The organism is Gymnodinialimonas sp. JB5-7 (assembly GCF_055693405.1).
Genome location: NZ_JBVFUX010000012.1, coordinates 2,559,778 through 2,583,361 on the forward strand (window position 1 = coordinate 2,559,778; position 23,584 = coordinate 2,583,361).

General features: G+C 62.3%; 22 protein-coding genes. 10 read left to right on the forward strand and 12 right to left on the reverse strand.

The genetic code is table 11. The features are described 5' to 3' along the window. Nucleotides 1-99: 99 nt before the first annotated feature. From ACZ1HK_RS21815 to ACZ1HK_RS21840, 6 genes are read right to left on the reverse strand one after another with little or no spacing between them, the layout of a single operon-like run. Nucleotides 100-834, reverse strand: coding sequence for an SDR family oxidoreductase (locus ACZ1HK_RS21815; RefSeq protein ID WP_472630458.1), 735 nt, complete (start codon nucleotides 832-834; stop codon nucleotides 100-102). Next, entirely contained in the window at nucleotides 831-2,132 is a 1,302-nt protein-coding gene (locus ACZ1HK_RS21820) for an FAD-binding protein (protein WP_472630459.1), read from the reverse strand. The genes ACZ1HK_RS21815 and ACZ1HK_RS21820 overlap by 4 nt, the downstream gene beginning before the upstream one ends. Then, nucleotides 2,129-2,539, reverse strand: coding sequence for a GtrA family protein (locus ACZ1HK_RS21825; protein WP_472630460.1), 411 nt, complete (start codon nucleotides 2,537-2,539; stop codon nucleotides 2,129-2,131). Before ACZ1HK_RS21825 ends, ACZ1HK_RS21820 begins: the two co-directional genes overlap by 4 nt. Next, entirely contained in the window at nucleotides 2,536-2,940 is a 405-nt protein-coding gene (locus ACZ1HK_RS21830) for a hypothetical protein (protein WP_472630937.1), read from the reverse strand. Before ACZ1HK_RS21830 ends, ACZ1HK_RS21825 begins: the two co-directional genes overlap by 4 nt. Further along, nucleotides 2,864-3,133, reverse strand: coding sequence for a UbiA family prenyltransferase (locus tag ACZ1HK_RS21835; RefSeq protein WP_472630461.1), 270 nt, complete (start codon nucleotides 3,131-3,133; stop codon nucleotides 2,864-2,866). Before ACZ1HK_RS21835 ends, ACZ1HK_RS21830 begins: the two co-directional genes overlap by 77 nt. After that, complete coding sequence (locus ACZ1HK_RS21840; RefSeq protein WP_472630462.1) at nucleotides 3,016-4,002, reverse strand: haloacid dehalogenase-like hydrolase; 987 nt, start codon at nucleotides 4,000-4,002, stop codon at nucleotides 3,016-3,018. Before ACZ1HK_RS21840 ends, ACZ1HK_RS21835 begins: the two co-directional genes overlap by 118 nt. A 145-nt stretch (nucleotides 4,003-4,147) precedes the next feature. Between ACZ1HK_RS21840 and ACZ1HK_RS21845 the strand changes: the two genes are divergently transcribed. After that, on the forward strand, nucleotides 4,148-5,755 hold the full coding sequence (locus tag ACZ1HK_RS21845; RefSeq protein ID WP_472630463.1) for a tetratricopeptide repeat protein: 1,608 nt from the start codon (nucleotides 4,148-4,150) through the stop codon (nucleotides 5,753-5,755). A gap of 4 nt (nucleotides 5,756-5,759) precedes the next feature. Here ACZ1HK_RS21845 and ACZ1HK_RS21850 read toward each other — a convergent pair whose 3' ends face one another. After that, nucleotides 5,760-6,332, reverse strand: a complete 573-nt coding sequence (locus ACZ1HK_RS21850) for a peroxidase-related enzyme (protein ID WP_472630464.1) — start codon at nucleotides 6,330-6,332, stop codon at nucleotides 5,760-5,762. Nucleotides 6,333-6,382: 50 nt separating this feature from the next. Beyond that, nucleotides 6,383-7,246 carry a helix-turn-helix domain-containing protein gene (locus ACZ1HK_RS21855; protein WP_472630465.1) on the reverse strand — a complete coding sequence of 288 codons (864 nt, stop codon included), beginning with the start codon at nucleotides 7,244-7,246 and terminating at the stop codon, nucleotides 6,383-6,385. A gap of 131 nt (nucleotides 7,247-7,377) precedes the next feature. On the opposite strand from ACZ1HK_RS21855, the gene ACZ1HK_RS21860 reads away from it, so the two are divergent. From ACZ1HK_RS21860 to ACZ1HK_RS21900, 9 genes are all read left to right on the forward strand, one after another. Next, a complete protein-coding gene (locus ACZ1HK_RS21860) occupies nucleotides 7,378-8,007 on the forward strand; it encodes a phytanoyl-CoA dioxygenase family protein (RefSeq protein ID WP_472630466.1) in 630 nt (209 codons plus the stop codon). Next, nucleotides 7,994-8,215 carry a hypothetical protein gene (locus tag ACZ1HK_RS21865; protein WP_472630467.1) on the forward strand — a complete coding sequence of 74 codons (222 nt, stop codon included), beginning with the start codon at nucleotides 7,994-7,996 and terminating at the stop codon, nucleotides 8,213-8,215. The genes ACZ1HK_RS21860 and ACZ1HK_RS21865 overlap by 14 nt, the downstream gene beginning before the upstream one ends. Nucleotides 8,216-8,363: 148 nt before the next feature. Continuing rightward, on the forward strand, nucleotides 8,364-9,044 hold the full coding sequence (locus ACZ1HK_RS21870; RefSeq protein WP_472630468.1) for an MBL fold metallo-hydrolase: 681 nt from the start codon (nucleotides 8,364-8,366) through the stop codon (nucleotides 9,042-9,044). Between the two features lie 59 nt (nucleotides 9,045-9,103). Then, on the forward strand, nucleotides 9,104-10,843 hold the full coding sequence (locus ACZ1HK_RS21875; protein ID WP_472630469.1) for an ABC transporter substrate-binding protein: 1,740 nt from the start codon (nucleotides 9,104-9,106) through the stop codon (nucleotides 10,841-10,843). 143 nt (nucleotides 10,844-10,986) lie between these two features. After that, nucleotides 10,987-12,165, forward strand: a complete 1,179-nt coding sequence (locus tag ACZ1HK_RS21880) for a cytochrome P450 (RefSeq protein ID WP_472630470.1) — start codon at nucleotides 10,987-10,989, stop codon at nucleotides 12,163-12,165. Nucleotide 12,166: 1 nt separating this feature from the next. Continuing rightward, complete coding sequence (locus ACZ1HK_RS21885) at nucleotides 12,167-13,174, forward strand: ABC transporter permease (protein WP_472630471.1); 1,008 nt, start codon at nucleotides 12,167-12,169, stop codon at nucleotides 13,172-13,174. A gap of 4 nt (nucleotides 13,175-13,178) precedes the next feature. Beyond that, entirely contained in the window at nucleotides 13,179-14,132 is a 954-nt protein-coding gene (locus tag ACZ1HK_RS21890; RefSeq protein WP_472630472.1) for an ABC transporter permease, read from the forward strand. A gap of 94 nt (nucleotides 14,133-14,226) precedes the next feature. Then, nucleotides 14,227-15,948, forward strand: coding sequence for an ABC transporter ATP-binding protein (locus ACZ1HK_RS21895; RefSeq protein ID WP_472630473.1), 1,722 nt, complete (start codon nucleotides 14,227-14,229; stop codon nucleotides 15,946-15,948). Between the two features lie 3 nt (nucleotides 15,949-15,951). Beyond that, a complete protein-coding gene (locus ACZ1HK_RS21900; protein ID WP_472630474.1) occupies nucleotides 15,952-19,065 on the forward strand; it encodes an alpha-mannosidase in 3,114 nt (1,037 codons plus the stop codon). Between the two features lie 116 nt (nucleotides 19,066-19,181). Here ACZ1HK_RS21900 and ACZ1HK_RS21905 read toward each other — a convergent pair whose 3' ends face one another. The 4 genes from ACZ1HK_RS21905 to ACZ1HK_RS21920 are packed head-to-tail and all read right to left on the reverse strand — an operon-like array spanning nucleotide 19,182 to nucleotide 23,521. Next, the gene (locus ACZ1HK_RS21905) at nucleotides 19,182-20,885 is read right to left on the reverse strand and encodes an ABC transporter ATP-binding protein (protein WP_472630475.1); all 1,704 of its coding nucleotides are present in this window, start codon (nucleotides 20,883-20,885) and stop codon (nucleotides 19,182-19,184) included. Then, nucleotides 20,885-21,553, reverse strand: a complete 669-nt coding sequence (locus ACZ1HK_RS21910; RefSeq protein WP_472630476.1) for a DUF6998 domain-containing protein — start codon at nucleotides 21,551-21,553, stop codon at nucleotides 20,885-20,887. The genes ACZ1HK_RS21905 and ACZ1HK_RS21910 overlap by 1 nt, the downstream gene beginning before the upstream one ends. A gap of 1 nt (nucleotide 21,554) precedes the next feature. After that, the gene (locus ACZ1HK_RS21915) at nucleotides 21,555-22,517 is read right to left on the reverse strand and encodes an ABC transporter permease (RefSeq protein ID WP_472630477.1); all 963 of its coding nucleotides are present in this window, start codon (nucleotides 22,515-22,517) and stop codon (nucleotides 21,555-21,557) included. Next, the gene (locus ACZ1HK_RS21920) at nucleotides 22,517-23,521 is read right to left on the reverse strand and encodes an ABC transporter permease (protein ID WP_472630478.1); all 1,005 of its coding nucleotides are present in this window, start codon (nucleotides 23,519-23,521) and stop codon (nucleotides 22,517-22,519) included. The genes ACZ1HK_RS21915 and ACZ1HK_RS21920 overlap by 1 nt, the downstream gene beginning before the upstream one ends. Nucleotides 23,522-23,584: the final 63 nt, after the last annotated feature.

The following is a 23,584-nucleotide window of genomic DNA, read 5'->3' on the forward strand; positions in this document are numbered from 1 at the left end:
TCCCTATGATGGAAGTGTTAAATTAGCAACAAGGCCAATTCAGTTTGTTCATACCGCTTGAATTTTGCGCGGAATCTTGCCAGCCGCGCATTTTCCCGCTCAGAGCGATGTCTTCTTGAAAACCGGCTCGGGGATGTTGCGGATCACGGCCATCACGATGCGCCAGATGGGGCGCGTGTAGATCACGTTCTTCTGTTTCTCGACCGCCTTCACAACGGCCGCGCCCACTTCGGCGGGGTCCGCCGTGAGTGGCCCGGGCGTCTCCATACCATCGAGCATCGCCGTGCGCACAAAGCCGGGCAGAACCGTCACAACATGCACGCCCTTTTTGGCCAAGCGATTGCGCAGCCCTGACAGGAAGGCGGTGAAGCCCGCCTTGGCAGAGCCGTAGATGTAGTTGGAGGCGCGCCCCCGATCCCCCGCAACCGAGGAGATGCCCACGAGCGTGCCTGATCCGCGGGCCTCCATCGCGTTTGCGAGATGCGCCAATATGCTTGCAGGTCCTTCGAAATTGGAGCGCAGGATATGGGCGGCGGCCTGCGGGTCGGCTTCGCTTTGGCCTTGCTCGCCCATCGCGCCGACGGCGCAGACTGCGACTTCCGGTAGGACGGGCAGCGTGTCGACAAAGGCGGCATGGCTGTCGAGTGTCAGGGCGTCGAAGTCGTGCAAGCTGACCTCAACACCGTAGCGTGTGCGCAAATCTGCGGCGTCGTCTTCCAGCCGTGCGGAGTTGCGCGCGGCCAGCTGGATCGGGTGACCGGCCTCAGCAAAGCTGCGTGCGATGGCGCGCGCGATACCAGAGGCGGCGCCCAGGATCAGAACCGGGCCGCTCATATCCCCAGCCTCTCGGATTGCATGGACACGAACCTGTCCGACAGCCCGGCCTGTTTGCGCATGGCCGCGAAGGCCTCGGCGCGCGGATCGGCCTTGGCCACGGCCTCAGGCATGCGCGCGTCTTTCGCGAGGTAGAAGCGCCCACCATGGGCGAGGGTGATTTCGTCAAGTCTGCTCATCAACTCAAGGCTCCGTTCTGACGCCGGGAAGTCCAGGGCCAAGGTATAGCCGGGCATTGGGAAGGAAAAATGGCCGGATTGCGGCCCGAACCGTTTTAATACGGACAGGACAGATCCCGTTTGGGACGCGGCGATTGTGGCCATCAGCTCGGCCAACCCGGCGGCGGAGCTGTGTTCGGGCAAGGCGCATTGGAATTGCACGAAGCCGTCCCGGCCATAAAGGCGGTTCCAATTCGACAGGGCGTCGAGGGGGTAAAAGTAGCTGTCCCAATCAACAAGGGCATTGCCCGCGCGCCGGGCCCCGCGCCGCCAATAGATGCCATTGAGCGCGCGGAGCCACAGCCCGCGGAACAGGAAGGGCGGTGCGCCGAAGGGCACTGGCAGCTTGCGTTTGCGTTTGACGGCAAAGGGGTGCCACCGGGGCGGCAGATCCTGCGCCGTTGCGTGACGCCCGAGCAAAAGCAGCGAATGGCCATGGTGCGGCCCGTCTGAGCAGTCGATCCACGCGACTGAATAGGGGGCGTCGAGCGTCTGTTCGAACGCCTCCAACGTGTCGCTCAGCGATGTCAGTGCCCGCGTTTCCTGTGCAATGTACATGGTCTCGACCGCGCGCAGGCGGATCTGGGCGCGCAGGATCACGCCGGTCAGGCCCATGCCTCCCAGTGTCCAGTCGAAGAGATCATCGCCCGGGACCGCGCGTGTGACCGATCCATCCGGCCCCATCACGTCCACCCAATCGACGCAGGTGCGAAAGGACCCGTCCAGGTGATGATTTTTGCCATGCACATCCGCCGCGATGGCGCCGCCAAGGCTCACATATTTCGTGCCGGGCGTGACCATGGGAAACCAGCCACGGGGCAGGAAGGTGTAGATGATGTCGGCCAGAAGGACGCCGGCCTCAGCCACCAGAACGCCGTCCTCAAACGACAACATGCGGTCCATGCCGGTCATGGCGAGGGTCTGGCCAGCATTCATCGCCGCATCGCCATAGGCGCGTCCGTTCCCGCGTGCGATCAGGGGCGCGTTCGCAATCGCAGCCGCCACATCCGCCTGGGAGCGGGCGGAAACAAGCGTGCATTCTGCTTTGGGATATCGGCCCCAGCCGCTGAGCAGGCTCATGCAGTGCCCTCGCGGAAGACGAAGCGACGGTCGAGTTGGTACTTGGTGACATAGCCGATGGTCAGGCCGATCACTGCGCCAACCTCACGCGCCAGATCGGTGCCCCAGACCAACCAGAACCCGGTTTCCGTCGCCCAGAAAATCACGGTCGTGGCCACACCCATTAGCGAATAGAGACCGAATTGCTGACCCGTGGCTCCGGCCCCCGCCGTGCGGTCGAAGAAGATCCAGCGCTTGTCGAGCACGTATTTCACCACCAGCCCGGCCAGCGTGCCCGCGCCAAGGGCCAGTGTGAACCAGATGGCGCTGTCTCCGCCCAGAAGGACCACGCGTTGAACCGCCAGGTTCACGATGACGGCGACAATGGCGAAGGCCGTGTAGCGAAGGACCAGCGTGGACCGGGTCATAGGAAAACGGCACCCAGAGTCAGCACGGCGCAGAAGGCGACCACGAGCCGTGAGGTGGAGTTGGTCATTGCAAAGATCATCGGATCATCGTGCATCTCGCCACGATCTGCGACCAGAACCAACCGGCTGACCCAGAAGATCAGCAAGGGGCAGATGCCCCACAACAGCCACGGCGCGCCGAACTTGGCCTGCGTTGCAGGCTCATCAACGTAGAGCGCCAGAACCAGCACGGCGAGGTAACCGGATGTGATTGCCATCTGGCTGACCACCCGGCGATCCTCTGGCTGGTAGCCTCGGCGCGATGCCTCGCGGCCTGCGGTTTCGCTATCGGTCAACTCGGCCAGCCGTTTCACTGCGGCCAGGGCAAAGAAGATGAACATCGAAAACGCCAGGATCCACACGGACAGGGGAGCCCATGGCCACACCGCCTGCAATGATCCTGAGCGTGAACAGAAAGGCCAGGACGCAAATGTCGATCAGCGTGTGCTGCTTGAGGCGCACCGAATAGGCCACCGTCGCCAGGAAGTAGAGCGCCACAACCGCCAACAAGGCGGGTGAGACCAGCAGGGCCAGAACCAGCGCCGCTGCCAGCAATATGGGGATCGCCACGGTTCCAAACGCCGTGGACAGGGCGCCTGAGGCAAAGGTCGGGACCGCTTGCGCGGATGGCTGCGATCATCCTTCAAATCAAGAAGATCGTTGATGAGGTACCCGGCGGATGCCGCAAGGCTGAGCGACAGGAAGGCCGCCAGAACAGGCAGCAAAGCGGGCGCGCCATAGCTGGGATCGGCGACCAGAGGCACGAGCACCAGAAGGTTCTTCAACCATTGCTGCGGACGCATGGCGCGGCTGAGGGCGGCAAAGGCAGGCTCTCGCTCAAGATGCTCAGCGGGGGTTGATCCGCGATCCAGTGCGGCCCGGACGCGCGGGGACGCGCCGACACTGATGGCACGTTCGGCCTGATCCCAAACCATAAGGTCGGCGGCGCTGTCGCCGATATAGGTGTATCCGTCCGGGTAATGGTCGTTGAGGAACGCGGCCTTCTCTACCCCTTTGAGATTGCGCACCCCGTCTGATCCGTGGACCTCATCAAAGATGCCCAGATGCGCGGCGACGGCGTCTGCCAGCTTTTGATCGGTTGCAGTCACCAGCGCCGCTTGCCCGCCTTCCGCCCGCCACGCCTTGATCCGTTCAATGACTTCCGCGTCGTAGGGCAGGGTGGTGACATCAACATCGGCCAGGTCCGAGATGGCGCGCTTGAACGGTGCGCGCCCGTCCAGCAAAGTCCCCGTGGCCCGCACGGTCGCCCACAGATCGTGTCCCATGGCGGACCAGAGGCACTCAAACAGCATGTCCGAGCGGAGCAACGTTCCATCCAGATCAACCGCAAGAACAGCCCCGCCGGGTGCGTCAGTTGGTGCATTGGTACGTGTGTTTTCGGGCGAGGGTGTCAGTGTTTTCAATCCTTTGATGCAATGCAGCGAAGGTGCCTCACTCCTCCGGGCTTGGCTAGCGGTTTCTACGGGTTCTCCGCCCCAAATCTATCGACAGCTTTGAGTGTCATGGCTATCGTTTGCCATGTTGATTTTACTTGGGGAATTGCCTGCCATGAAGCTGCCTGTTGCGTTGCGCTCACTCTCTTTGGTTTCTGCCATCGCGTTGATAAGTGGGGCCGCGCTGGCCCAGGATGATGCGGCCGCCGAGCGTGCCGCAGCCGTCGAAGACGCCCTGGCCGCATTTGAAGCCCTTGCAGGTGGTGCCACGGTGGACGAGGCGGTGGATGTTGCCGCCGGGGACGACGGCGACGGTGCGGTCGAAGAGGCACTTTCGGCCTTTGCCGCGCTTGCCGCAGAAACCGCTGCCCGCGCAGAGGAAGAAGCGGCAGCCGCGCGGCAGGAGGCCGTGGGGCAGGCGCAGGATGCCTTTGCAACATTGGCCGCCGAGAGCGCTGCGCGCGCCGAGGAAGAGGCCGCCGCCGAAAGGGGCGCTGCCGTGGGTGCCGCGCAAGATGCCTTTGCTGCGCTGGCCGCTGAAAGCGCCGCGCGCGTCGAGGAAGAGGCTGCACTTGCGCGGGCCGCAGCCGTGGAGGCCGCGCAATCCGCGTTTGCCGCAATGGCTGCCGAAGCCGAAGCCGCCGCCGCGCGCGAGGCCGCGATTGCCGAGGCGCAATCGGCTTTTGAGGCGCTTGCCGCAGAAAGCGCTGCCCGCGCTGAAGCGCAACTGGCGCTGGAGACCTGCGTGGCGGTCGCAGGTGAGCCGTCGGCCGAGAATTTCGCCACCGAGGAGGCGCAAGCCGCCGCCCTGAATGCTTTGCGGGAGGCCATGCCGGCCTGTCGTGCCGCGGCTGAGGCCTTGCCCGAGGCCGGCGCGCCTTTCTTCCATTTGGCAACGGCTGCGCAGGCCTCTGGCCGCCATCGGCGGGCTGTGCCGCTTTATGAGCAAGCGGCTGAGAATGGAGTGGTCGCGGCGCTGACGCGTTTGGGCGATTACCACAACTTTGGCCTGCGCCCCGTGCGGGAAGATGCGGCGCAAGCGGTGGAGTTCTATCGCAGCGCGGCAGAGGCGGGCGATCCGGCGGGCACGGCCACGCTGGCTTTCATGTACCGTCTGGGCCGTGGCGTAGAGCAAAGCGGCGCGGAGTATTTGCGCCTGATGGAGGAGGCCGCCGCCTCCGGCTATTCCTTTGCACGACAGAACCTGGCTGAGACCTACTTGTCGGGCGAAGGCGTGCCGCGTGGCGAGCTTGAAGAGCTGGGGCTGCCCAATGCGCGCGCCGCGGTGCCGCTTTTGGTGTCGCTTGCGAATGAGGGCAGCGTCGAGGCTGTGCAATCGCTGATCACGCTTTACTCCGATGGGGCCGATGGCGTGGAGCCGAGCGATTTCCTGCGCGGGGGATGGGTTGAAACGCTGGCTGAGACCGGTGATCCGGTTGGGATCGCGGAGCGTGGGTTCCTCTACGAACAGGGCATTGGGCGCCCTGCAAACCCGGAATTGGCAGCCGCCGACTATGTGGCCGCGCTGGAGACCGGCGAGGTCGACATCGACACGATGCGCGGGACCATCGATGGCCAGACGCCGCCCTGGGATCGGGATACGGCGATTGCCTTCCAGACTATCCTGGCCGAACGCGGGTTCTACACGATGCGGATTGACGGCGATGTCGGGCCGGGCACGCGCCGGGCTGCCGATGCGCTGGCCGACGCCGCCGACGAGTAGGCTGTCAGCGGTCCATCGCGTGATATTCCGCGTTCGGCATCATGTCGGAGGCGATGGCAAAGCGGTTGGACATGTTGAAAAAGCCGATGACATCCGAGAGGTCAAAGATGTCCGCCTGGCTCAAGCCCGCATCGCGGAGCGCCTGACGGTCGGGCTCGTCCACCTCCCACGGGGCGGTGGTCAACTTCCATGCAAAATCGAGCATGGCGCGTTGGCGCGGCTCGATCTGGGCGACGCGGTAGTTCATCACCAGCATCTCCCCCAGATGCGGATCGCCTGACAGATTGCGCACAGCCTGACCGTGCGCGACGAGGCAATAGAAGCAGCGGTTGGCGGACGAGACGACGACGGCGACCATCTCACGCTCCAGCTTCGACAGGCCGGACGGGGCCAACATCAGCGTGTTGTAGTATTGCGCAAAGGCGCGAAGCTTGTCCTGGTTGGCCGAGAAGGTGCGCAGCACATTGGGGACCATCCCCAATTTTTCCTGACAGATTTGGTAATACCGCTTCATGTCATCGTCGAGCGTCTCGGGGTCGGGCAGATCGTAGATCGAGACATGATCGGGTTGTGGCATGGCATCCTCCGGCGTTGTTTCGCGACCCTGACGCCAAGCCGGGCGGCTGTCTAGAATGGAGTGTCCGGCAGCTCCGCTTTCGTGTGGCGCTGGCGGTAGCCGCGTGGTGTGGTTCCGTATTGCTCCCGGAACAGTCGATGGAAGTAGCTGAGGTTCTCGAACCCGCAATCCAGCGCGATGTTGGCGATGGGATGGGCCGTTCCGGACAGGATCATCGCAGCGTGTTGGATGCGGATGCGGTTGATGTACTGCGTCGGGCTCAATCCAAGATGGCGACGGGATTCGCGGCACACATGGGCTTGCGAGCGACCTGCGGCCTCGATCATGCCTTCGGCGCCCTGCCGAAAGACGCGCGGGTCCTGTGCGGCATGGGCCGCCTTGATCAGCCAAGCCGGAGCGCGGTCCTGGGCATGTGCGGTCGCGTCGAGGACATGGGTCGTCATCGACAACAGAAAGTGCTCGATCTTCGCGAGGCTTCTGTGGGTCGATTGCAGGGTCAGCATCGCGTTGACCGCACGCTCCCTTTGCGGGCCATCCAACCGGATGGACATCGGGAATTCGGTGCGGGCCCAGAAGAATTTTCCATTCATTTCAGCGGAATAGCGCGAAACGAGATGGTCGGCCGTGGACTGCCGAAACATCACATTCAGAATGCGCCCGCCCGTGCCAGGTGCTGCTTGCAACGCATGGCGGTCGGCGGGGCGTATGAAGGTCAGCTGACCCGCTTCAAGGCGCTCCTCCAAGCCGTTGATCCAGTGAAAAACCTGGCCCTGTTCGACCAGAAAAAGCTCAAAATAATCATGGCTGTGCTCAATCACGGGCGGCGTTTCAGGTAGATCCTTGCGCGTAAAATGATAGGCATCGTCCGCTGCCAGATATGTATCAATTCTGAACACCTTCTGGGGTAATCGCATGGTTTTATACTGTTTTCTGCACCTGCAACATCATGCACAATGTCAAAATAATACATGTTTTTGTCAAGATCGGGTCTGCCCCCGCCAAGCCGACTTGGCTTAGCGTTTTGGTTAACGGGGAGGAATATGGCATGGGGCTTGCGAGCACGTCGCTGGACCTGCGCTTTCAGCCCGCCGTGGCGGCACGCGCCCGGCGGCTGAGCGTATCGGACATAGACCATTACAACAAACAAGGTTTTGTGCAGCCGTTCGACGTGTTCGGCGCGGACGAAATGGCGCGCATCCGGGCCTATTTCGACAAGCTGATGTCCGACCTCGGGCCGGAAGGTGCCTATGGCATCAATTGCTATCAGGCGCGCATGGCGGGGATCTGGGATATTGCCACCGACAGCCGCATCCTGGACCTCGTCCAAGACATAATCGGGCCGGACATCATCTGTTGGGCCAGCGCGATTTTGTCAAAGAAACCAGAGGGATCACGTAGGGTTCCGTGGCATCAGGATGCCTCGTTCTGGCAGCTATCACCGGCGCGGACGGTAACGGTCTGGCTTGCCATTGATGATGCAGACGCAGAGAACGCGGCCATGTGCTTTATCCCCGGTACCCACGCGCAGGGCGTGTTGGAGACGGCGGATATGGGCGCGGACAGCGTGTTTCACAAAGGCATCGCTGATGCGGAGCGCTATGGCGCGCCCGTTTGTCAACTCATTGAAAGCAGGGCAAATTTCGCTTCATGCGGACATGTTGGTGCATGGATCTGACATCAACCGCTCGGACCGGCGGCGCTGTGGGCTGACGCTGCGCTATTGCAGCCCGGAAAGCCAGATTACGGACCCTGATTGGGCCAAAGGTGTTGAGGCGATCATCGCGCGCGGGAGCGATCCAAGCGGCCATTGGCGCCACCATCCGCGACCCGAAAACGACGATATTCTGGCCACCTCCAGCCCGCATGTTGTGGGGAACAATTGATGCAAACAGCGCCCATCTGGTCACAATTGCGGCTATCTGGTCACATTTTTCGTGAAAAAAGCGACCAAATGGTCACTTCTGGCGCGCCGTGCACCGCGACCAATCTGCCTCAACAGAGTGCTCCAACGATTGCGGGGGGTATGGCCCCGTGAAAATCACCTGGTTCGGACATGCGGCGTTCAAACTGACCGATGCACGCGGCTTTTCCGTCATCACCGATCCCTACACACCTGAAGGCGTCGGCTATGCTCCGATCCGCGAGAGCGCGGATGTGGTCATCATCTCGTCCGACGATGACAGCGCCCATTGCCGCGCTGACCTGATTGAGGGCGATCCGCTGGTCCTGAATGCCCTGGATGTCGCGAAGGTTGGTGGCGCGGGCGAGGCGGGCGGGCTGGCCGTTCATGCCATCGAGGCGATGGAGTGGGAATTGCACCCCGAACACGACATTCCCGGACAGAACGGGATGTACCGCTTTGAGATGGACGGGCTGAAGATCGCGCATATGGGCGATGTCGGAAACCCGTTGACCGCGGCGCAGCAGGATTTCTTTGCCGACACCGATGTGCTTCTGGCCTTGGCCGGTGGCTACCTGACCATCGAGCTGCCCGACCTGATGCAGATGATCCACCGGGTGAAGCCCAAGGTGATCATCCCGATGCATTTCCGCACGCTGACCTACAAGCCGCGCAACACGATGTGGATCGAAAGCTTTCTGGCGCATTTCCGCGACACCCATGTGGATTTCGCCTGTTCCCATACCATCGACCTGAACGCTGCCGATCTGCCCGATCATACGCGCGTGATGGTGATGGATTACGCCCGATAACCATACCCCCTCCGGGACGCCGGTGGGGGCACTTACCAAGACCCTAGGGAGGAACCTTGATGAAGACGACAACTCGACTGCTGCTTGGAACGGCCGCGATGACGCTGGCCCTTGCAAGCGGGGCCTATGCCCAGGATGTGGCACGCGAAGATACGGTGATCTTCGATCTCGACCGTACGATCAGTGACCCGGAAAACTTCAACTGGATGACCGATGGAACCGGTATTCGCCGCATGCACGGCGCGCACCAGACCATGTGGGAGCCGCTGTTCATCCTGAACTACAATACCGGTGAGTTGGACCCCTGGCTGGCGCTTGAGGCGAACTCTGATGCGGATGGCGCGGTCTGGACCATTGCGCTCCGCGAGGGTGTGACTTGGTCGGACGGTGAGGCGTTTGATGCCGAGGACGTCGTGTTCACGGTGAACATGGCGCTTGAGAACGAAGAGCTGACGGCGCGCGAAGTGGCGACCCTGCGCGGGCAGGTGGCCAGTGTTGAGGCGCTGGACAGCCATACGGTGCAGTTCACGCTGAACGCGCCCAATCCGCGTTTTGCCGTGGAGAATTTTGGGGTGCGCATCTTCGGCTCATTCCTGATCATGCCGGAACATGTGTGGAGTGCTGCGGAAGATCCCGCGACGTTTGCCTTCTTCCCGCCGATTGGTACGGGGCCTTATGAATATGAGAGCAGCGCGTCGAACCGTGCGATCTGGGACCGCCGCGATAGCTGGTGGGGCGCCGAGACGGGCTTCATGGACATGCCCGAGCCGGACCGCGTGATCTTCCTGGAAAGCGGTGGCGAAGAAAGCCGTGCGCAGCTGATGATCGCGGGCGAATTGGACGCGGCCCAGAATCTGAGCGTGGGCACGTTCGAGGCGATCCAAGCCCAGAATCCCGATGCCATCGCCTGGTATGAAAGCTATCCCTATGCGGTGGCCGATCCATGCGCGCGCCAGATGGAGGTCAACACCACCATCGCCCCTTGGGACAACGCGAATATGCGCCGGGCGGTGTCGATGATCATCGACCGGACCCAGATCGTGAACATCGCGGCCGAGGGCGCAACGACCGCCTCGCAAACGATGTTTGCAGACTTTGGCTCCATGTCGCCCTTTATCGATGCGGTGGTCGAGGCGGGCCACGGCCTGCCTGCAACGGCGGATGTCGAGGGCGCGCAGGCGCTGATCGAGGCCGAAGGATGGGTCCGCGATGGCGACTACTACGTGAAGGACGGTGAGACGCTGTCTGTCGAAATCCACGTCAATTCGGCCTCCACCGAATATACACGGACCATCGACATGGTGGTGGAACAGCTTCAGCGGGCCGGGATCGATGCACGGTCCGTGCCGGTGGAAAACGGTGTGTTCTGGGGTGAAGTGCTTCCATTCGGGGCCTTCACGATGAGCTATTCGTGGCTGTCGTGCGGGTCGGTGAACGAGCCTTGGGCCTCGATGGGCCGCTATACGGTTGCCGATGTGGTGCCGGTGGGTGAACGGTCGCCCGGGTTCAACAACACCTCGCGTTGGGATGGTGAGGCGGCTGAGGCCTATTCGGCCATCGTCAACGAGATGGAGACGATGGCCTTGGGTGATCCGGCGATCCCGGGCATGGTGGCCGAGGCCTATCAGTATCTGGATGCCGAGATGCCGTTCATCCCGCTGGTGCAGGCGTTCAAGCTCATGCCGTTTTCCACAACCTATTGGGAAGGGTGGCCATCGGCCGAGAACTACTACAACCACCCGTTCTTCCATTGGAACAGCGGCCACCAGATCATCCACAACCTGACGCGGGCGGAATGATCTGAGATGGGGTCAGGGCGGATGGCCTGTCTCCCGGGCCTTCAACAGCCCTGATCCCGCAAGACCAGTCACCGGGCGGCCTGATCGCGCCGCCCGGCCTTCCATCGCCCTTACGGGTGATCCAGACCAAAAGAGTCGTCACCATGTTGGACTCCCCGATCAATAGCGTCCCACCTGATCCGTTTCGCGAAGACCGCGAGGGACGCGGTGTTCGGAGGGCGCGGTTGCATGGGGAAGAGATGCTGATGCTGCTGCGCTGGCGCGATGTGCGGCAGGCGGCGCGGGACATCGAGACCTTCGACAGCGGCCAATTGGGGCGCGTGCCGACCCCGCCCGAGACCGAAATCCGCGCGTTTCGGCAATTGCCGATCGAAAGCAATCCGCCCGAGCACACCGAATGGAAGGATCTGGTCCAGCCCTATTTCCGACGGCCGAAGGAGGCGGGCCCGAAGGCTGAGATCGAAACTTTGGTGGCGCAAGCTGTTGACGACGCGGCCCGCGCAGGTGCCTTCGATGTGTTGGGCGATTTTGCTCTGCCACTGCAATCGGCGGCCTTGACGGTGCTGCTGAATACCGACCGGGCCCTGGCGGACGAATGGGTGCAATGGGGCCTTCATGCGTTCCGAACGGAGGGCCAGACGGACCCGGCCAAAGCCGCACGATTCCTGGCGTTCATTGACCGCATGCTGGCCGAGGCCCAGGCAAAGCCCGACGAAAGCCTGTTTTCCTACCTCCACACAGCCAAGTTCCAAGGCCGACCTTTGAGCGGCGACGAAAAGCGTGGGATTTGCCACCTGGCGATGGCTGGGGGCCGGGATACGGTGATCAACGCCTTGAGCGGGACTCTGGCCTTTTTGGCGGAGGCCCCGGACGGGCTTGCGCGCCTGCGGGCGGAGCCGAAACTGATCGACGCGGCCGCGGAAGAGATGTTTCGCGTCCTGTCCCCCTTGCCACAGATCGCTCGGGTCTGTCCTGCGGGCCTTGAGCGCGGCGGCGTGCGGATCGCGCCGGATCAGCGGGCCTCGCTGTGCTGGGCATCGGCCAATCGCGACGCCTTGATCTTCGAGGCCCCGGAAGAGATCCGCCTGGACCGCGCTCCGAACCCACATCTGGCCTTCGGTGCGGGTGCGCATACCTGCCTGGGCGCGCCCCATGCCCGCTTGTTGCTGCGGTCCTTGTTGACCAGCCTGATTGCGCAAGTTGCCCGGATCGAGATTATCGAGACCATCCCGCGGCAAAGCCCTTTTGGCACCCCGTACCTGTACGACAAGCTGGTGCTGCGCTTTGTGCCCGCCAGGACCCTATCCGAAAGGAGCGGCTGACATGGAAAACACGTTTGCCAGATACCTGTTCAACCGGTTTTTCACGCTGTTTCTGACGGTGTTCATCGCCGCGACGCTGATCTGGATCATCCCGCGCCTGTCGCCGGTGAACCCGATTGACGCGATGCTGGGGCGCATGGCCTCGGGCGGGGGCACGATCGAAAACTCGGGCGCGATCATGGAGCAGTTGATGGAGCGCTTTGGCTTCAACGACCCGTGGTACGTGCAATACTGGTTTTATATCCGGAACACGCTGACCTTCGATTTCGGGCTGTCCACGAGTTCTTTCCCCACGCCGGTCGCCCAGATGATCGGCGACGCGCTGCCCTGGACCATCGGGCTGATGATGGTGGCGCTGATCATCACCTTCATCATCGGCAATCTTCTGGGTGCACTGATGGTGTGGGAGCATACGCCGCGTCCGTGGAAGGCGGTGATCCCGGCGATGATGGTGTTCACCTCCATGCCGCCGATCCTGTCGGGTCTGCTGCTGATGTATATCTTTTCCAGCACCTTGCCGTGGTTCCCGCTCAACGGGGCCTATTCCATCCGGGTGGAGCCGGAGTTGAGCCTGTCGTTCATCGGATCGGTGATCCACCACGGCGTGTTGCCGGCCATGTCCATTGTCGTCGTCACCTTTGGCTTTTGGGCCTTGGGGATGCGGGGCTTGATGATTACCGTGCAGGGCGAGGATTACACGGTGCTGGCCAAGGCCAAGGGCCTGAAAAAGCGCTATATCTTGTACAAGTACATGATCCGCAATGCGATCCTGCCGCAGATCACGGCATTCGCGCTGAAGATCGGGATGCTGGTGGCGGGGCAGGTTCTGGTGGAGCGCATCTTTGCCTATCCGGGCATGGGCAAGCTGCTCTACGACGCGATCCTGACGCAGGACTATCCGGTGATCCAGGGGGTGAGTTTCGTCGTCATCCTGATGACGGCTTTGGCGGTGTTCCTTGTCGATTTGCTTTACCCGCTGATCGACCCGCGCATCCGGTTGGGAGGGTAACGGTATGGCTGACAAGACAAATGCCGCTGCACCCGAGACCGCGGCCCCCGACATGGCAGGGCTGAGCAAGCGTCAGCTCAAGCGCATGAAGCGGTTCGATAATCCGTGGAACAATCCGAAGCTGATCTGGGGCATCACGCTGCTGATGGGGATCATTGCGCTTGGGATTTTCGGGCGGATCTTCTGGGACACGGACCTTGTGTTCACGGGCGCGGTCATGCCGAGCCAGGCGCCGGTGGGGTTTGAGAACCTGCGCGGGCAGGTTGGCCTCGCCTCCAGCCCCTTGGGCACGGATGTGGCGGGCAAGGATCTGTTGGCTCTGTTGATCGTGGGCGCGCCCAACTCGCTTTATGTGGGTGTGCTGGCCTCGCTGATTGGCATGTCTTTGGGGATCTTTCTGGGGTTCACGGCCGGGTATACGGGCGGGCGCGTCGATGACGTGATCCGGGTTGGGTCGGACGTGATGATCACAATCCCACCCCTGCTGATTTTGGTCGTGGTGCAGGCGAGTTTCGGGGACATCACGTTGACGATGATGTCGCTGTTGATTGCCGCCTTTGTCTGGCAATCGCCCACGCGCCTGATCCGGGCGCAGGTGCTTTCGATGCGTGAGAGCGGTTATGTGCAGATGGCGCGGCTATCGGGGGCCTCCAACAGGCACATCATGTTCCGTGAGATGTTGCCGAACCTGGTGCCGTATTTGTTTGGCTCGTTCATTGCGAATGTCACGACGTCGATTGTGACCGCCGTGGGGTTGGAGGTTCTGGGCCTTGGGCCGCAACGGGTGCCGACGCTGGGCCGGGTGATCTATGACGCCATCGATTCCGCCGCGTTGACCCGTGACATGTGGTGGTGGTGGGGCTTTCCGACCGTGCTGCTGATGGTGATGTTCATCGGGCTGTTGCTGATCAATCTGGGGCTTGATGAAGTGTCCAACCCGCGGTTGAGGAGGCTGTGATGGAGAGGTTTGCGGAAGAGGCGGTTTCGAAACCGCTTGAGCACGCGATTTCGAAATCGCGTTGTCCGGCCACCTTCGGGGAAGGGTCCAAGCTGTGAGCGTCCTCGACATCAAGAACATCCATATCGACTTCCCGACCTCCAAGGGCGTGGTGCATGCTGTCACAGATGTAACGCTGTCAGTCGAGAAGGGCCGCCGGATCGGGTTTATCGGCGAGTCCGGCTCAGGCAAGACAACGACTGCGCTGGCGGCGATGCGGATGCTGGCCAATCCCGGTTTTGTCGCGTCCGGCGAAGTGCATTTGAATTCGTTGGAGGGGGACACGAACGTCCTGCACCTTGATGAGGAGGGGATGCGCAGGGTGCGCCTGCGCAAGATCAGCTACATCCCGCAAGGTGCGATGAATTCGCTGAACCCGGTGATGCGGGTGGAGGCGCAGATTTGGGACGCGGTGGTGGCCCATGATGGCGCGGTTGAGGATTTACAAGCCCGGTCGGACACGGCGCTTGAGGGCGTCGGGCTCGACCCCAAGGTCGTTGGGCGGCTTTATCCGCATGAGCTGAGCGGCGGCATGAAGCAGCGGGTCTGTATCGCCATTGGCACCTGCCTGACGCCGGACCTGATCGTTGCGGACGAGCCAACCAGCGCGCTCGACGTTATCACGCAACGGCACGTTATGCAGACCCTGCGGGAGATGCAGGCCAAAATCGGCGCGGGGCTGATCCTGATCGGGCACGATATGGGCCTGATGGCGCAGTCGGTGGATGACATCGCTGTTCTGAAGAAGGGCGTGCTGGTGGAGTTTGGCCCGGTGCGGCAGATCATCGAAAACCCGGAGCATCCCTATACGAAGGAACTGATTTCGAGCGTTCCTCTGGTGGGGGGCGAGAGTTTCCTGCACGCGCAGGCCGCGCCGCCCAAGGGCGAGAAACTGGACGTGCCGCTGTTGGAGCTGGACGGCGTCAGCAAGGTCTATGGCTCGGTCACGGCCCTGCACCCGATGAGTTTCGCGCTGGATGGGGAGGAGCCCAAGATCATCTCCATCGTTGGGCAATCGGGCTCGGGTAAGTCGACCATGGGATCGCTCATGCTGGGGTTCAACGACCCGACGGCGGGGGCGGTGCGATTCAAGGGCGAAGATATCAACCGGATGACCGCGGGTGAGCGGCTGGAATTTCGCAAGCAGGTGCAGGCGGTGTTCCAGGACCCCTATGCCTGCTTCAACCCGTTTTATCGTGTCAACCACGCGCTGAAATTTCCGTTTGAAAACTTTGGGATGCAGGGCGACGTTGAGGTTGAAATGCACAAGGCCTGTGAGGCCGTTGGGCTGGACCCCGCGCTGGTTCTGGGCCGCTATCCGCATCAGCTTTCCGGCGGGCAGAGGCAACGGCTGATTGTGGCCCGCGCCTTGATGTTGTCGCCGAAGCTGCTGATTGCCGATGAGCCTGTGTCGATGGTCGATGCGTCGCTGCGCGCCACGATCCTGGCCAACATCCACGACCTGAAGGACAAGCACGGCATCTCGATCATATACATCACCCATGATCTGGCCACGGCCTATCATGTGAGTGACTATGTGATGGTTCTGTACCATGGCCATGTGGTGGAGGCCGGGCCGCCGAAAGAAGTGATCGGCGATCCGCAGCATGCCTATACGCGGCTGCTGATCGACTCGATCCCTTGGCCGGATCTGGACCGCGATTGGGGCGATGCGGGTGATGCACGCGCCGCACTGGAGGCTTTGGCCGAGATTGGCGGGACGCCCGAGACGGTCTATCGCGGCGATATTCCCGGCTTCACATTGAGGCAGGGCTAGGGGATGCCGTCGCACCGGATGCGATTGACAGCCGAGAAGGTGGCGCAGCGCTTGCGCCTGATCGCGCCAATGGTTGCGGTGCGCCGGGCGCCCATTGATCAATTCGTTCTGGAGGAATTGCCGGATGCGACAGCGCGCCCGGATCTGCGCCTGTTTGCCTGCAACGCTCCCGGCCCGCGATTGGAGTGGAACGCCTATTGGGGCGGGCAGGACATGCATTTCGTGCTGCGCTCGCGCTTTACTGTGCCCAAGGGCTGGCGGCATCCAGCGCTGCACCTGCCGCTGGGGGTGGCGGGTGATATCTTCACCCATCCTGAGGGGCTCTTGTATATCGATGGCGACGTGATTGCCTCGGCCGACCGCTATCATCACTCCATCGAAATTCCGGCACGCTTTGCCGATGGTCTGCCCCATGATCTGCTGATCCACGGCTGGACCGGCCTGTCGGGCTGGCCGCCCGATCCGAACAACCGCACACAGCTTTTGATGAAGGAATGCTCCGTCATCGAGATTGATCGCGCGCTGGAGGGGTTTCAGACGATGGCGGAGGTGGCGCTCGATCTCTGCTCGGAGCTCAACGACAACCGGCCCGAAAAGCATGCCATTCTGACGGCGTTGGATCAGGCGTTCCTGACACTCGATACGCGTGACCCGATGGGCGAGGATTTCCGCCGCTCCGTCGCGCCGGCCACCGACAAGCTGTTGGAAGGGTTGGAGAAAGCGGGCCCATCGCTGGACATCCAACTCCATGCCGCGGGCCACGCGCATATGGATGTGGCCTATCTTTGGCCCATAGCCCAGATCCGGCAGAAGAACGCGCGGACCTATTCCAACGTGCTGCGCCTGATGGAGAAGCACCCGGAATTCCGGTTCAGCCATTCCCAGCCGCAACTCTACGATTGGACGGCAGAGGATTTCCCCGAGATTTTCGACGGCATCAAGACCCGCGTGGCGCAAGGCCGGTGGGAGGTTCTGGGCGGTATGTGGGTGGAGCCCGATGCCAATATGCCGGGGCCCGAGGCGCTGGTGCGCCAGATCGCGCTGGCCCGGCGCTATTGTGACGAGACGTTTGGGGAAGGGGCGGAGACGCCGGTTCTGTGGTTGCCCGATACGTTCGGGTTCCCCGGTTGCCTACCGCAATTAATGCAGCAGGCGGGCTTGCGGTGGTTCGTGACCAACAAGGTGAATTGGAACCAGTACAATCAGATGCCAGCCTCCACCACGATGTGGGAGGGGATCGACGGCTCGCGCGTGATGGCGCAGTTCCTGACCACCCCGCGTGAGGTGCAGCATCTGCCGTTTCCGACCAACTACAAATCGGACCTGACGGCGGAGGAGGTGGTGGGCACGTGGTCCCGCTCAACCGTCAAGGACCGGGTGCGCGATCTGCTGATCTGCTATGGCTATGGCGATGGCGGCGGGGGACCGACGGATGAATTGATCCGCAAGGCCAAGGTCTGGGCGCAAATGCCCGGTGCGCCGCAACTGCGCCCGTCCACCGTGCGCGCGTTTTTCGAAGCGCTTGAGGATAAGGCGCAAAACCTGCCCGTCTGGCAGGGCGAATTTTACCTCGAAGGGCATCGCGGGGTGCTGACCAGCCAGGGCTGGATCAAGCGTGCAAACCGCAAGGCGGAGGTCACGCTGCACGATGCGGAGCTGGCCATGGCGCTGGCGATGGAGCGCGGCCATGTGCCCGAGGATCTGACAGCCGTGTGGCAGCGGCTGTGCACCAACCAGTTCCACGACATCCTCACGGGCACCTCCATCGGCGAAGTGTTTGAGGATGCGCGCACCGATTTTGAGTGGATCATGGGCGAAGTCGAGGGCGTCTTGGAGCGGGCCGGGGTCGCGCTGATGCCTGAAGGGGCTGATTGGCTGGTTCTGGATGGCGCGCCCTTGGCGGGTGCGCGGCAGGTTTTGCTGGACGGCCCTGCGGTGGAAGCTGGCAACGCCTTGCCGGCTCAAGTGGTCGATGGCGGTGTCTTGGTGGAGCTGCCGGAGGGCGCGCCGCTGTCGGCGCGGGCACTGTCGCGGGCGACTGAGGGCGCGGATGTCTTTGGCGCATCGGCGCGTGCGGAGGGTGGCGGCGCCGTGCTCGAAAATGATCTTCTGCGCGTCGAGATTGGCGATCACGGCATGATTGCACGGCTCTACGACAAGCGCGCAGGGCGTGAGGTGCTGAAGCCCGGAACCTTTGGCAACCGCCTGGAATTGTTTGAAGATCGACCCATCTCCTGGGACGCGTGGGACATCGACATCTTCTTTGAGGATCGCGGGGAGCTTGTGGGCGGCCTGACCCGGATCGAGGTTGTGGAAACGGGGCCGTTGCGGGCTGTGGTGGAAGTCGAACGCGCCTTTCGGCAATCCAAGATCACGCAGCGCGTGGTCCTGCGCCGAGGCTCCGCCCGGCTCGATTTCGATACGGATGTGGATTGGCATGAAACGCATCTGCTGCTGAAGGCGGCCTTCCCGGTGGATATCCGGGCCAGCCGCGCGGTGTTCGACATCCAATGGGGCCAGATCGACCGGCCCACCCATCGCAACACCTCGTGGGATGCGGCACAATTCGAGGTGCCCGCGCAGAAATGGGCGGATCTGAGCGAGGGCGATTACGGTGTCGCGCTGCTCAACGACTGCAAATACGGGTATGACGTGCGGGATGATGTGCTGCGGCTGAGCCTGATCAAATCAGCCACGATGCCCGATGCGGGTGCGGATCAGGGCGCGCATCGGTTCACCTATGCGCTGTTGCCCCATGTCGGGAACACGCGCGTGGATGTGCGGGCAGAGGCCTATGCCCTGAACTATCCGCCACGTGTGGTGCGCGGGGCCGGGCAGGGGGCGTTGGTGGAGCCTTTGGTGCGCTGCCTGTCGGGCCGCGCGGTGATCGAGACGGTGAAACCGGCCGATGATGGCGACGGGGTGATCGTGCGCCTGTTCGAGGCCCATGCGACGCGCGGCACGGTAGACGTGCGCCTTTCCCCCAGGGTGTCTGGGGTGGAGCAGGTTGGATTGCTGGAAGATGGCGGCACAAAGCTGCCGATCACGTCCGGGATGATCTCCGTGCCTCTTCGCCCTTACGAGATAATCACTCTCAGGCTCCGCCTCGACCCGTAACCAGCGGCGCAAGGCGGGGCTTGTCTTCCATTGGTCAAAAATACCTCGGGGAGTCCGAAGGACGGGGTGCAGCGCCCCCGCTCGGTCGACCGCGTCAGCGGGCGAAACCGATCATGTCACGCGACCGCCAGACCTTCATCGGAAAGCCCATGCAACCTTGGCATCAGGGACAGCAGACTTTGCGTGTAGGGATGCTGTGGATTGGCGAAGAGCGCCTCGGTCTCGGCCACCTCGACCAGCTCGCCGTTCTTCATCACACCGACCCGGTCGCACATCTGGCGCACCACCGGCAGGTCGTGGGAAATAAACAGCATCGTAAGGCCCAGATGTTCCTGCAAGTCCTTCAGGATGTTGAGGATCTGCGCCTGGATGGAGACGTCGAGGGCGGAGGTCGGCTCATCACAGATCAGGAAGCGCGGCTGTGTGGCCAGCGCGCGGGCGATGGAGATGCGTTGGCGTTGGCCGCCGGAGAATTCGTGGGGGTATTTGAGACCCGCTTCCGCGCCGAGGCCCACGCGGTCGAGCAGTTCGGCCACGCGAACCTTGAGCGCTTGCCCGGCCAGTAGCCCGTGATGGCGGGCGGGCTCGGCCACGATCTCATCCACGCGCATGCGCGGGTTGAGCGAGGAATAGGGGTCCTGAAAGATCATCTGGATCTGCTTGCGGTAGCTGTCGGGCACACCGCCGGGCTGCGGCGCGACTTGGGCGCCGTCAAACCAGACCTCGCCGCCATCAACGGCGTAAAGCCCCGCGATCATCCGCGCGATGGTCGATTTGCCGGAGCCGCTCTCGCCCACAAGGCCGAACACTTCGCCTTCCTTGATATCGAACCGCGCCTGATCGACGGCAGTGAAGTATTCCCGGTTGCGCGGCAGGATCGCGCGTTTTTGCAGGAAGGTTTTGGTCAGGCCTTTGGCTTCAACCAGCGGCTTGGCGCGGTCGACCTGCGTTGTGGGCCAGTTGCGTTTCAGGTCTTCGATGGCGAATTCTGTCACGCGGCCGCCGTAGGAGATCAGCGGGAAGCGGTGCAGCTTGACCGTCGGGCGGGGGACGGCGGCGATGAGGCTTTTGGTGTAGGGGTGGTTCGGTTTGCCGAGGACCTGTTCGGTCGTGCCGCTCTCCACCACTTCGCCCATATACATGACCGTCACCTTGTCGGTCGTATCGGCAATCACGCCCATATCGTGGGTGATGAGGATCACGCCCACCTGCCGTTCGCGGGTCAGTTCCTTGATCAGCTCAAGGATTTGCGCCTGGATCGAGACGTCGAGGGCGGTTGTCGGCTCGTCCGCGATGATGACATCGGGTTCCGAGCAGAGGGCCAGCGCGATCACCACGCGCTGCCGCATTCCGCCCGAGAATTGGTGCGGGTACTGGTCGAGGCGCGTTTCAGGGTCGGGGATGCCGACACGGTCGATCAGGTCGCGGGCGCGTTGGTTGGCCTCGTCGTCGGAGACGTCGAGATGTTCGGAGATGGTTTCGACAAGCTGCTGACGAACGGTGAAGAGCGGGTTGAGCGAGGTCAGCGGGTCCTGAAAGATCATGGAGATCTTCTTGCCACGGAGCGCGCGCATGGCGTCGGTGTCGAGGCCGGAGATCTCCTCACCCTTGTAGCGAATAATCCCGCCCGCAATGCGCCCGGGGCGGTCCAAGAGGCCCATGATGGCCGCGCCGATGGTGGACTTGCCAGCTCCGGATTCGCCCACGAGGCCGTGAATTTCGCCGGGTTCCACAGAGAGGTGCGCGTTCTTCACGGCGGTGAAGACCTGACGGCGGGTCGGGAATTCGACGGTGAGGTTTTGGATTTCGAGAAGGGACATCAGGCGCTCAATTCACTTACGGCGCGAACGACGTCTGCACCAAGTTGTCTTGTGTTCTTGGGATTTCCAGCACCATTCAAAAGGTCGACTCCAAACTTGGCGGCAAGGTCGCGCAGGACAGGTTTCGAAGGCTGGATAATCGCTTCGCCAGAGGTCACTTTGATCGTGCCATTTTCCAAAACAGAGACTTCGAATCCGTGGGTTGCGACAGAATTCTGGACCGGAATTTCGCGCAGAGGCTTGTTGGGTTTCTCCATTGCAGAGACACCTATACGGAGTTTTCCATTGTTTTCGCGCATCGTTGGTCGGGCGTCTTCAGGGCTGCCGTCGAACAATTCCTCGATCGAGACTTCTCCCTCATCGATCAATATTCGCAAAACGAGAATGCGATTCACTCTATCGAGAGTGTTTTGGTTGAACGCCACATGGTTAGACGACGTGATGGTCTTCACAGATATGCGCTCGCCCTCGGCGCTGACCACATCGTAACCTTGTTGGTTTACGTCTGACGCCATTTGGCCACGGGTGATCATGGCCGCGTAGAGTTCGCCAATTCGGCCCGTCAGGTGATTAAGTTCTGCGGGGCTTGTTCCCCAAGACAGTTCACGTTCAAACCAGCTGAGCGCTTCACTCAGAGACTGAATGATCTGAACCTGACTGAGCGCCATACTAACGCAACCTCGGATTGAGGGCATCGCGGAGCCAGTCGCCAAGCAGATTCACGCTCAGCGCCAGGACCAGCAGCGTCGCAGCAGGGAAGACCAAAATCCACCAATTGCCGGAGAACAGGAACGTCTGGCCGATGCGGATGAGGGTGCCGAGGGAGGGCTCGGTTGGGGGCGCTCCGACGCCGAGGAAGCTGAGCGTGGCTTCGGCGATGATGGCCAGCGCCAGCGAAATCGTGGCAATGACAAGGACCGGCGAGAGCACGTTGGGCAGGATATGGCGGGCCATGATGACGAAGGGTGAGCGGCCAATCAGGCGGGCGGCTTGCACGTATTCCTTGTTCTTCTCGACGAGCGTGGCGCCACGGACGACCCGTGCGAATTGCACCCAATCCGACAGGCCGATGGCGAGGATCAGGACGGCGATGGCGACCTGATCGCGGTACTCGATGGGCGTGATGCCTTTGGCAATGCCGAAGATCAGCATGGCCACGAGGATCGACGGGAAGGTGAGCTGAATGTCGGCGATGCGCATGATGATCGTTTCGGTCCAACCGCCGACGTAGGCCGCGATCAGGCCGAGGGTGACGCCGAGGACCAGCGCGAATGTGACGGCGGCAAAGCCCACGAAGAGAGACACGCGCATCCCGTAGAGGATGGTGGAGAAGACATCGCGGCCTTGGTCGTCGGTCCCCAGAAGGAAGGTCTCTCCGGTAAACGCAGACGGCACGCCGGGGGCGGTGAGGCCGTTCAAAAGGTTCAGCGTGGCGGGGTTGAACGGGTCGTGAGGCGCGATGAGCGGCGCGAAGACGGCGGCGAGGATCAGCGTCAGCGTCACGATGGCCGAGATCATGGCCACCGGCGAATGGCGAAAGGCATAGCCCACGTCGCTGTCCCACGCCCGGGCAAGGCGGCTTTGGGCGCGGGCCTCGGGGACGGCGGGAATATCGTCTGGCGTGTCGGTCATCAGCTTACCCTCAGGCGCGGGTCAATGAAGACGTAGAGGAGGTCGACGATCAGGTTGATCGCCACAAACATCACCGAAATGAGCATGAGGTACGCGGCCATCACGGGGATGTCGACGAACTGGATCGCGTTGATGAAGAGCAGGCCCACTCCGGGCCATTGGAACACCGTCTCGGTGATGATGGCGAAGGCGATGATGGAGCCGAGTTGCAGGCCCGTCACCGTGATCACCGGCACCATCGTGTTCTTGAGCGCGTGGCGGAAGTTGATGGCGCGGTCGCCAAGACCACGGGCGCGGGCGAAGCGGATGTAATCGGCGCGCAGCACCTCCAGCATTTCGGCCCGCACGAGGCGCATGATCAACGTCATCTGGTAGAGGCCCAGGGTGATGGCGGGCAGGATGATGGACTGGATGCCGTCCCATGTGGCGAAGCCCGTGGTCCAGCCGAAAATCTCGCCAGTATCGCCGCGCCCGAATGTGGGCATGCCGCCGGTGTTGAACGTCATGTCGGTGAACGGAATGCGGATGTCGATGCCCACGCCGAAGCCGTAGATCAGGAGGACGCCGATCAGGAAGGTGGGCAGCGAGACGCCAATCAGGCTGATGCTCATGACAAGGTTTGCCGTGATCCCGTCGCGTCGGATGGCCGTGAAGATGCCCAGGACGATGCCAAAAAAGAGCGCCAGGGCACCGGACACGAGCGCAAGCTCCAACGTGGCGGGCAGGCGTTCTGCGATGATCTCGGCCACAGGGCGGCCCTGGCGGTAGGAAATCCCCAGATCTCCTTGCACGGCGCGGACGAGGAAATCCCAGTATTGGATGAAGAAGGGTTTGTTCAGGCCCAATTGCTCCCGCAGGCGGTCAATATCCTCAAGCGTGCGTTCCTGACCCAGCATCGTGTCGATCGGGTCGCCCACAAAGCGGAACATCGCAAAGGCCACGAGGCCCACGACCAAAAGGACGAGGACGGATTGGAAGATGCGTCTGAGGATGAAGCTGAGCATTGATCGGTTGTGCGGCGAAGGGTGGGGGGCGTCAAGTCTGGAGCAGGGGAAAACCGGGTTGTG

Coding starts and splice junctions, on each gene's coding strand:
- ACZ1HK_RS21815 (WP_472630458.1), bottom strand. CDS start 834: ATGAGCGGCCCGGTTCTGATCCTGGGCGCCGCCTCTGGTATCGCGCGC.
- ACZ1HK_RS21820 (WP_472630459.1), bottom strand. CDS start 2,132: ATGAGCCTGCTCAGCGGCTGGGGCCGATATCCCAAAGCAGAATGCACG.
- ACZ1HK_RS21825 (WP_472630460.1), bottom strand. CDS start 2,539: ATGACCCGGTCCACGCTGGTCCTTCGCTACACGGCCTTCGCCATTGTC.
- ACZ1HK_RS21845 (WP_472630463.1), top strand. CDS start 4,148: ATGAAGCTGCCTGTTGCGTTGCGCTCACTCTCTTTGGTTTCTGCCATC.
- ACZ1HK_RS21850 (WP_472630464.1), bottom strand. CDS start 6,332: ATGCCACAACCCGATCATGTCTCGATCTACGATCTGCCCGACCCCGAG.
- ACZ1HK_RS21855 (WP_472630465.1), bottom strand. CDS start 7,246: ATGCGATTACCCCAGAAGGTGTTCAGAATTGATACATATCTGGCAGCG.
- ACZ1HK_RS21860 (WP_472630466.1), top strand. CDS start 7,378: ATGGGGCTTGCGAGCACGTCGCTGGACCTGCGCTTTCAGCCCGCCGTG.
- ACZ1HK_RS21875 (WP_472630469.1), top strand. CDS start 9,104: ATGAAGACGACAACTCGACTGCTGCTTGGAACGGCCGCGATGACGCTG.
- ACZ1HK_RS21880 (WP_472630470.1), top strand. CDS start 10,987: ATGTTGGACTCCCCGATCAATAGCGTCCCACCTGATCCGTTTCGCGAA.
- ACZ1HK_RS21885 (WP_472630471.1), top strand. CDS start 12,167: ATGGAAAACACGTTTGCCAGATACCTGTTCAACCGGTTTTTCACGCTG.
- ACZ1HK_RS21890 (WP_472630472.1), top strand. CDS start 13,179: ATGGCTGACAAGACAAATGCCGCTGCACCCGAGACCGCGGCCCCCGAC.
- ACZ1HK_RS21900 (WP_472630474.1), top strand. CDS start 15,952: ATGCCGTCGCACCGGATGCGATTGACAGCCGAGAAGGTGGCGCAGCGC.
- ACZ1HK_RS21905 (WP_472630475.1), bottom strand. CDS start 20,885: ATGTCCCTTCTCGAAATCCAAAACCTCACCGTCGAATTCCCGACCCGC.
- ACZ1HK_RS21910 (WP_472630476.1), bottom strand. CDS start 21,553: ATGGCGCTCAGTCAGGTTCAGATCATTCAGTCTCTGAGTGAAGCGCTC.
- ACZ1HK_RS21915 (WP_472630477.1), bottom strand. CDS start 22,517: ATGACCGACACGCCAGACGATATTCCCGCCGTCCCCGAGGCCCGCGCC.
- ACZ1HK_RS21920 (WP_472630478.1), bottom strand. CDS start 23,521: ATGCTCAGCTTCATCCTCAGACGCATCTTCCAATCCGTCCTCGTCCTT.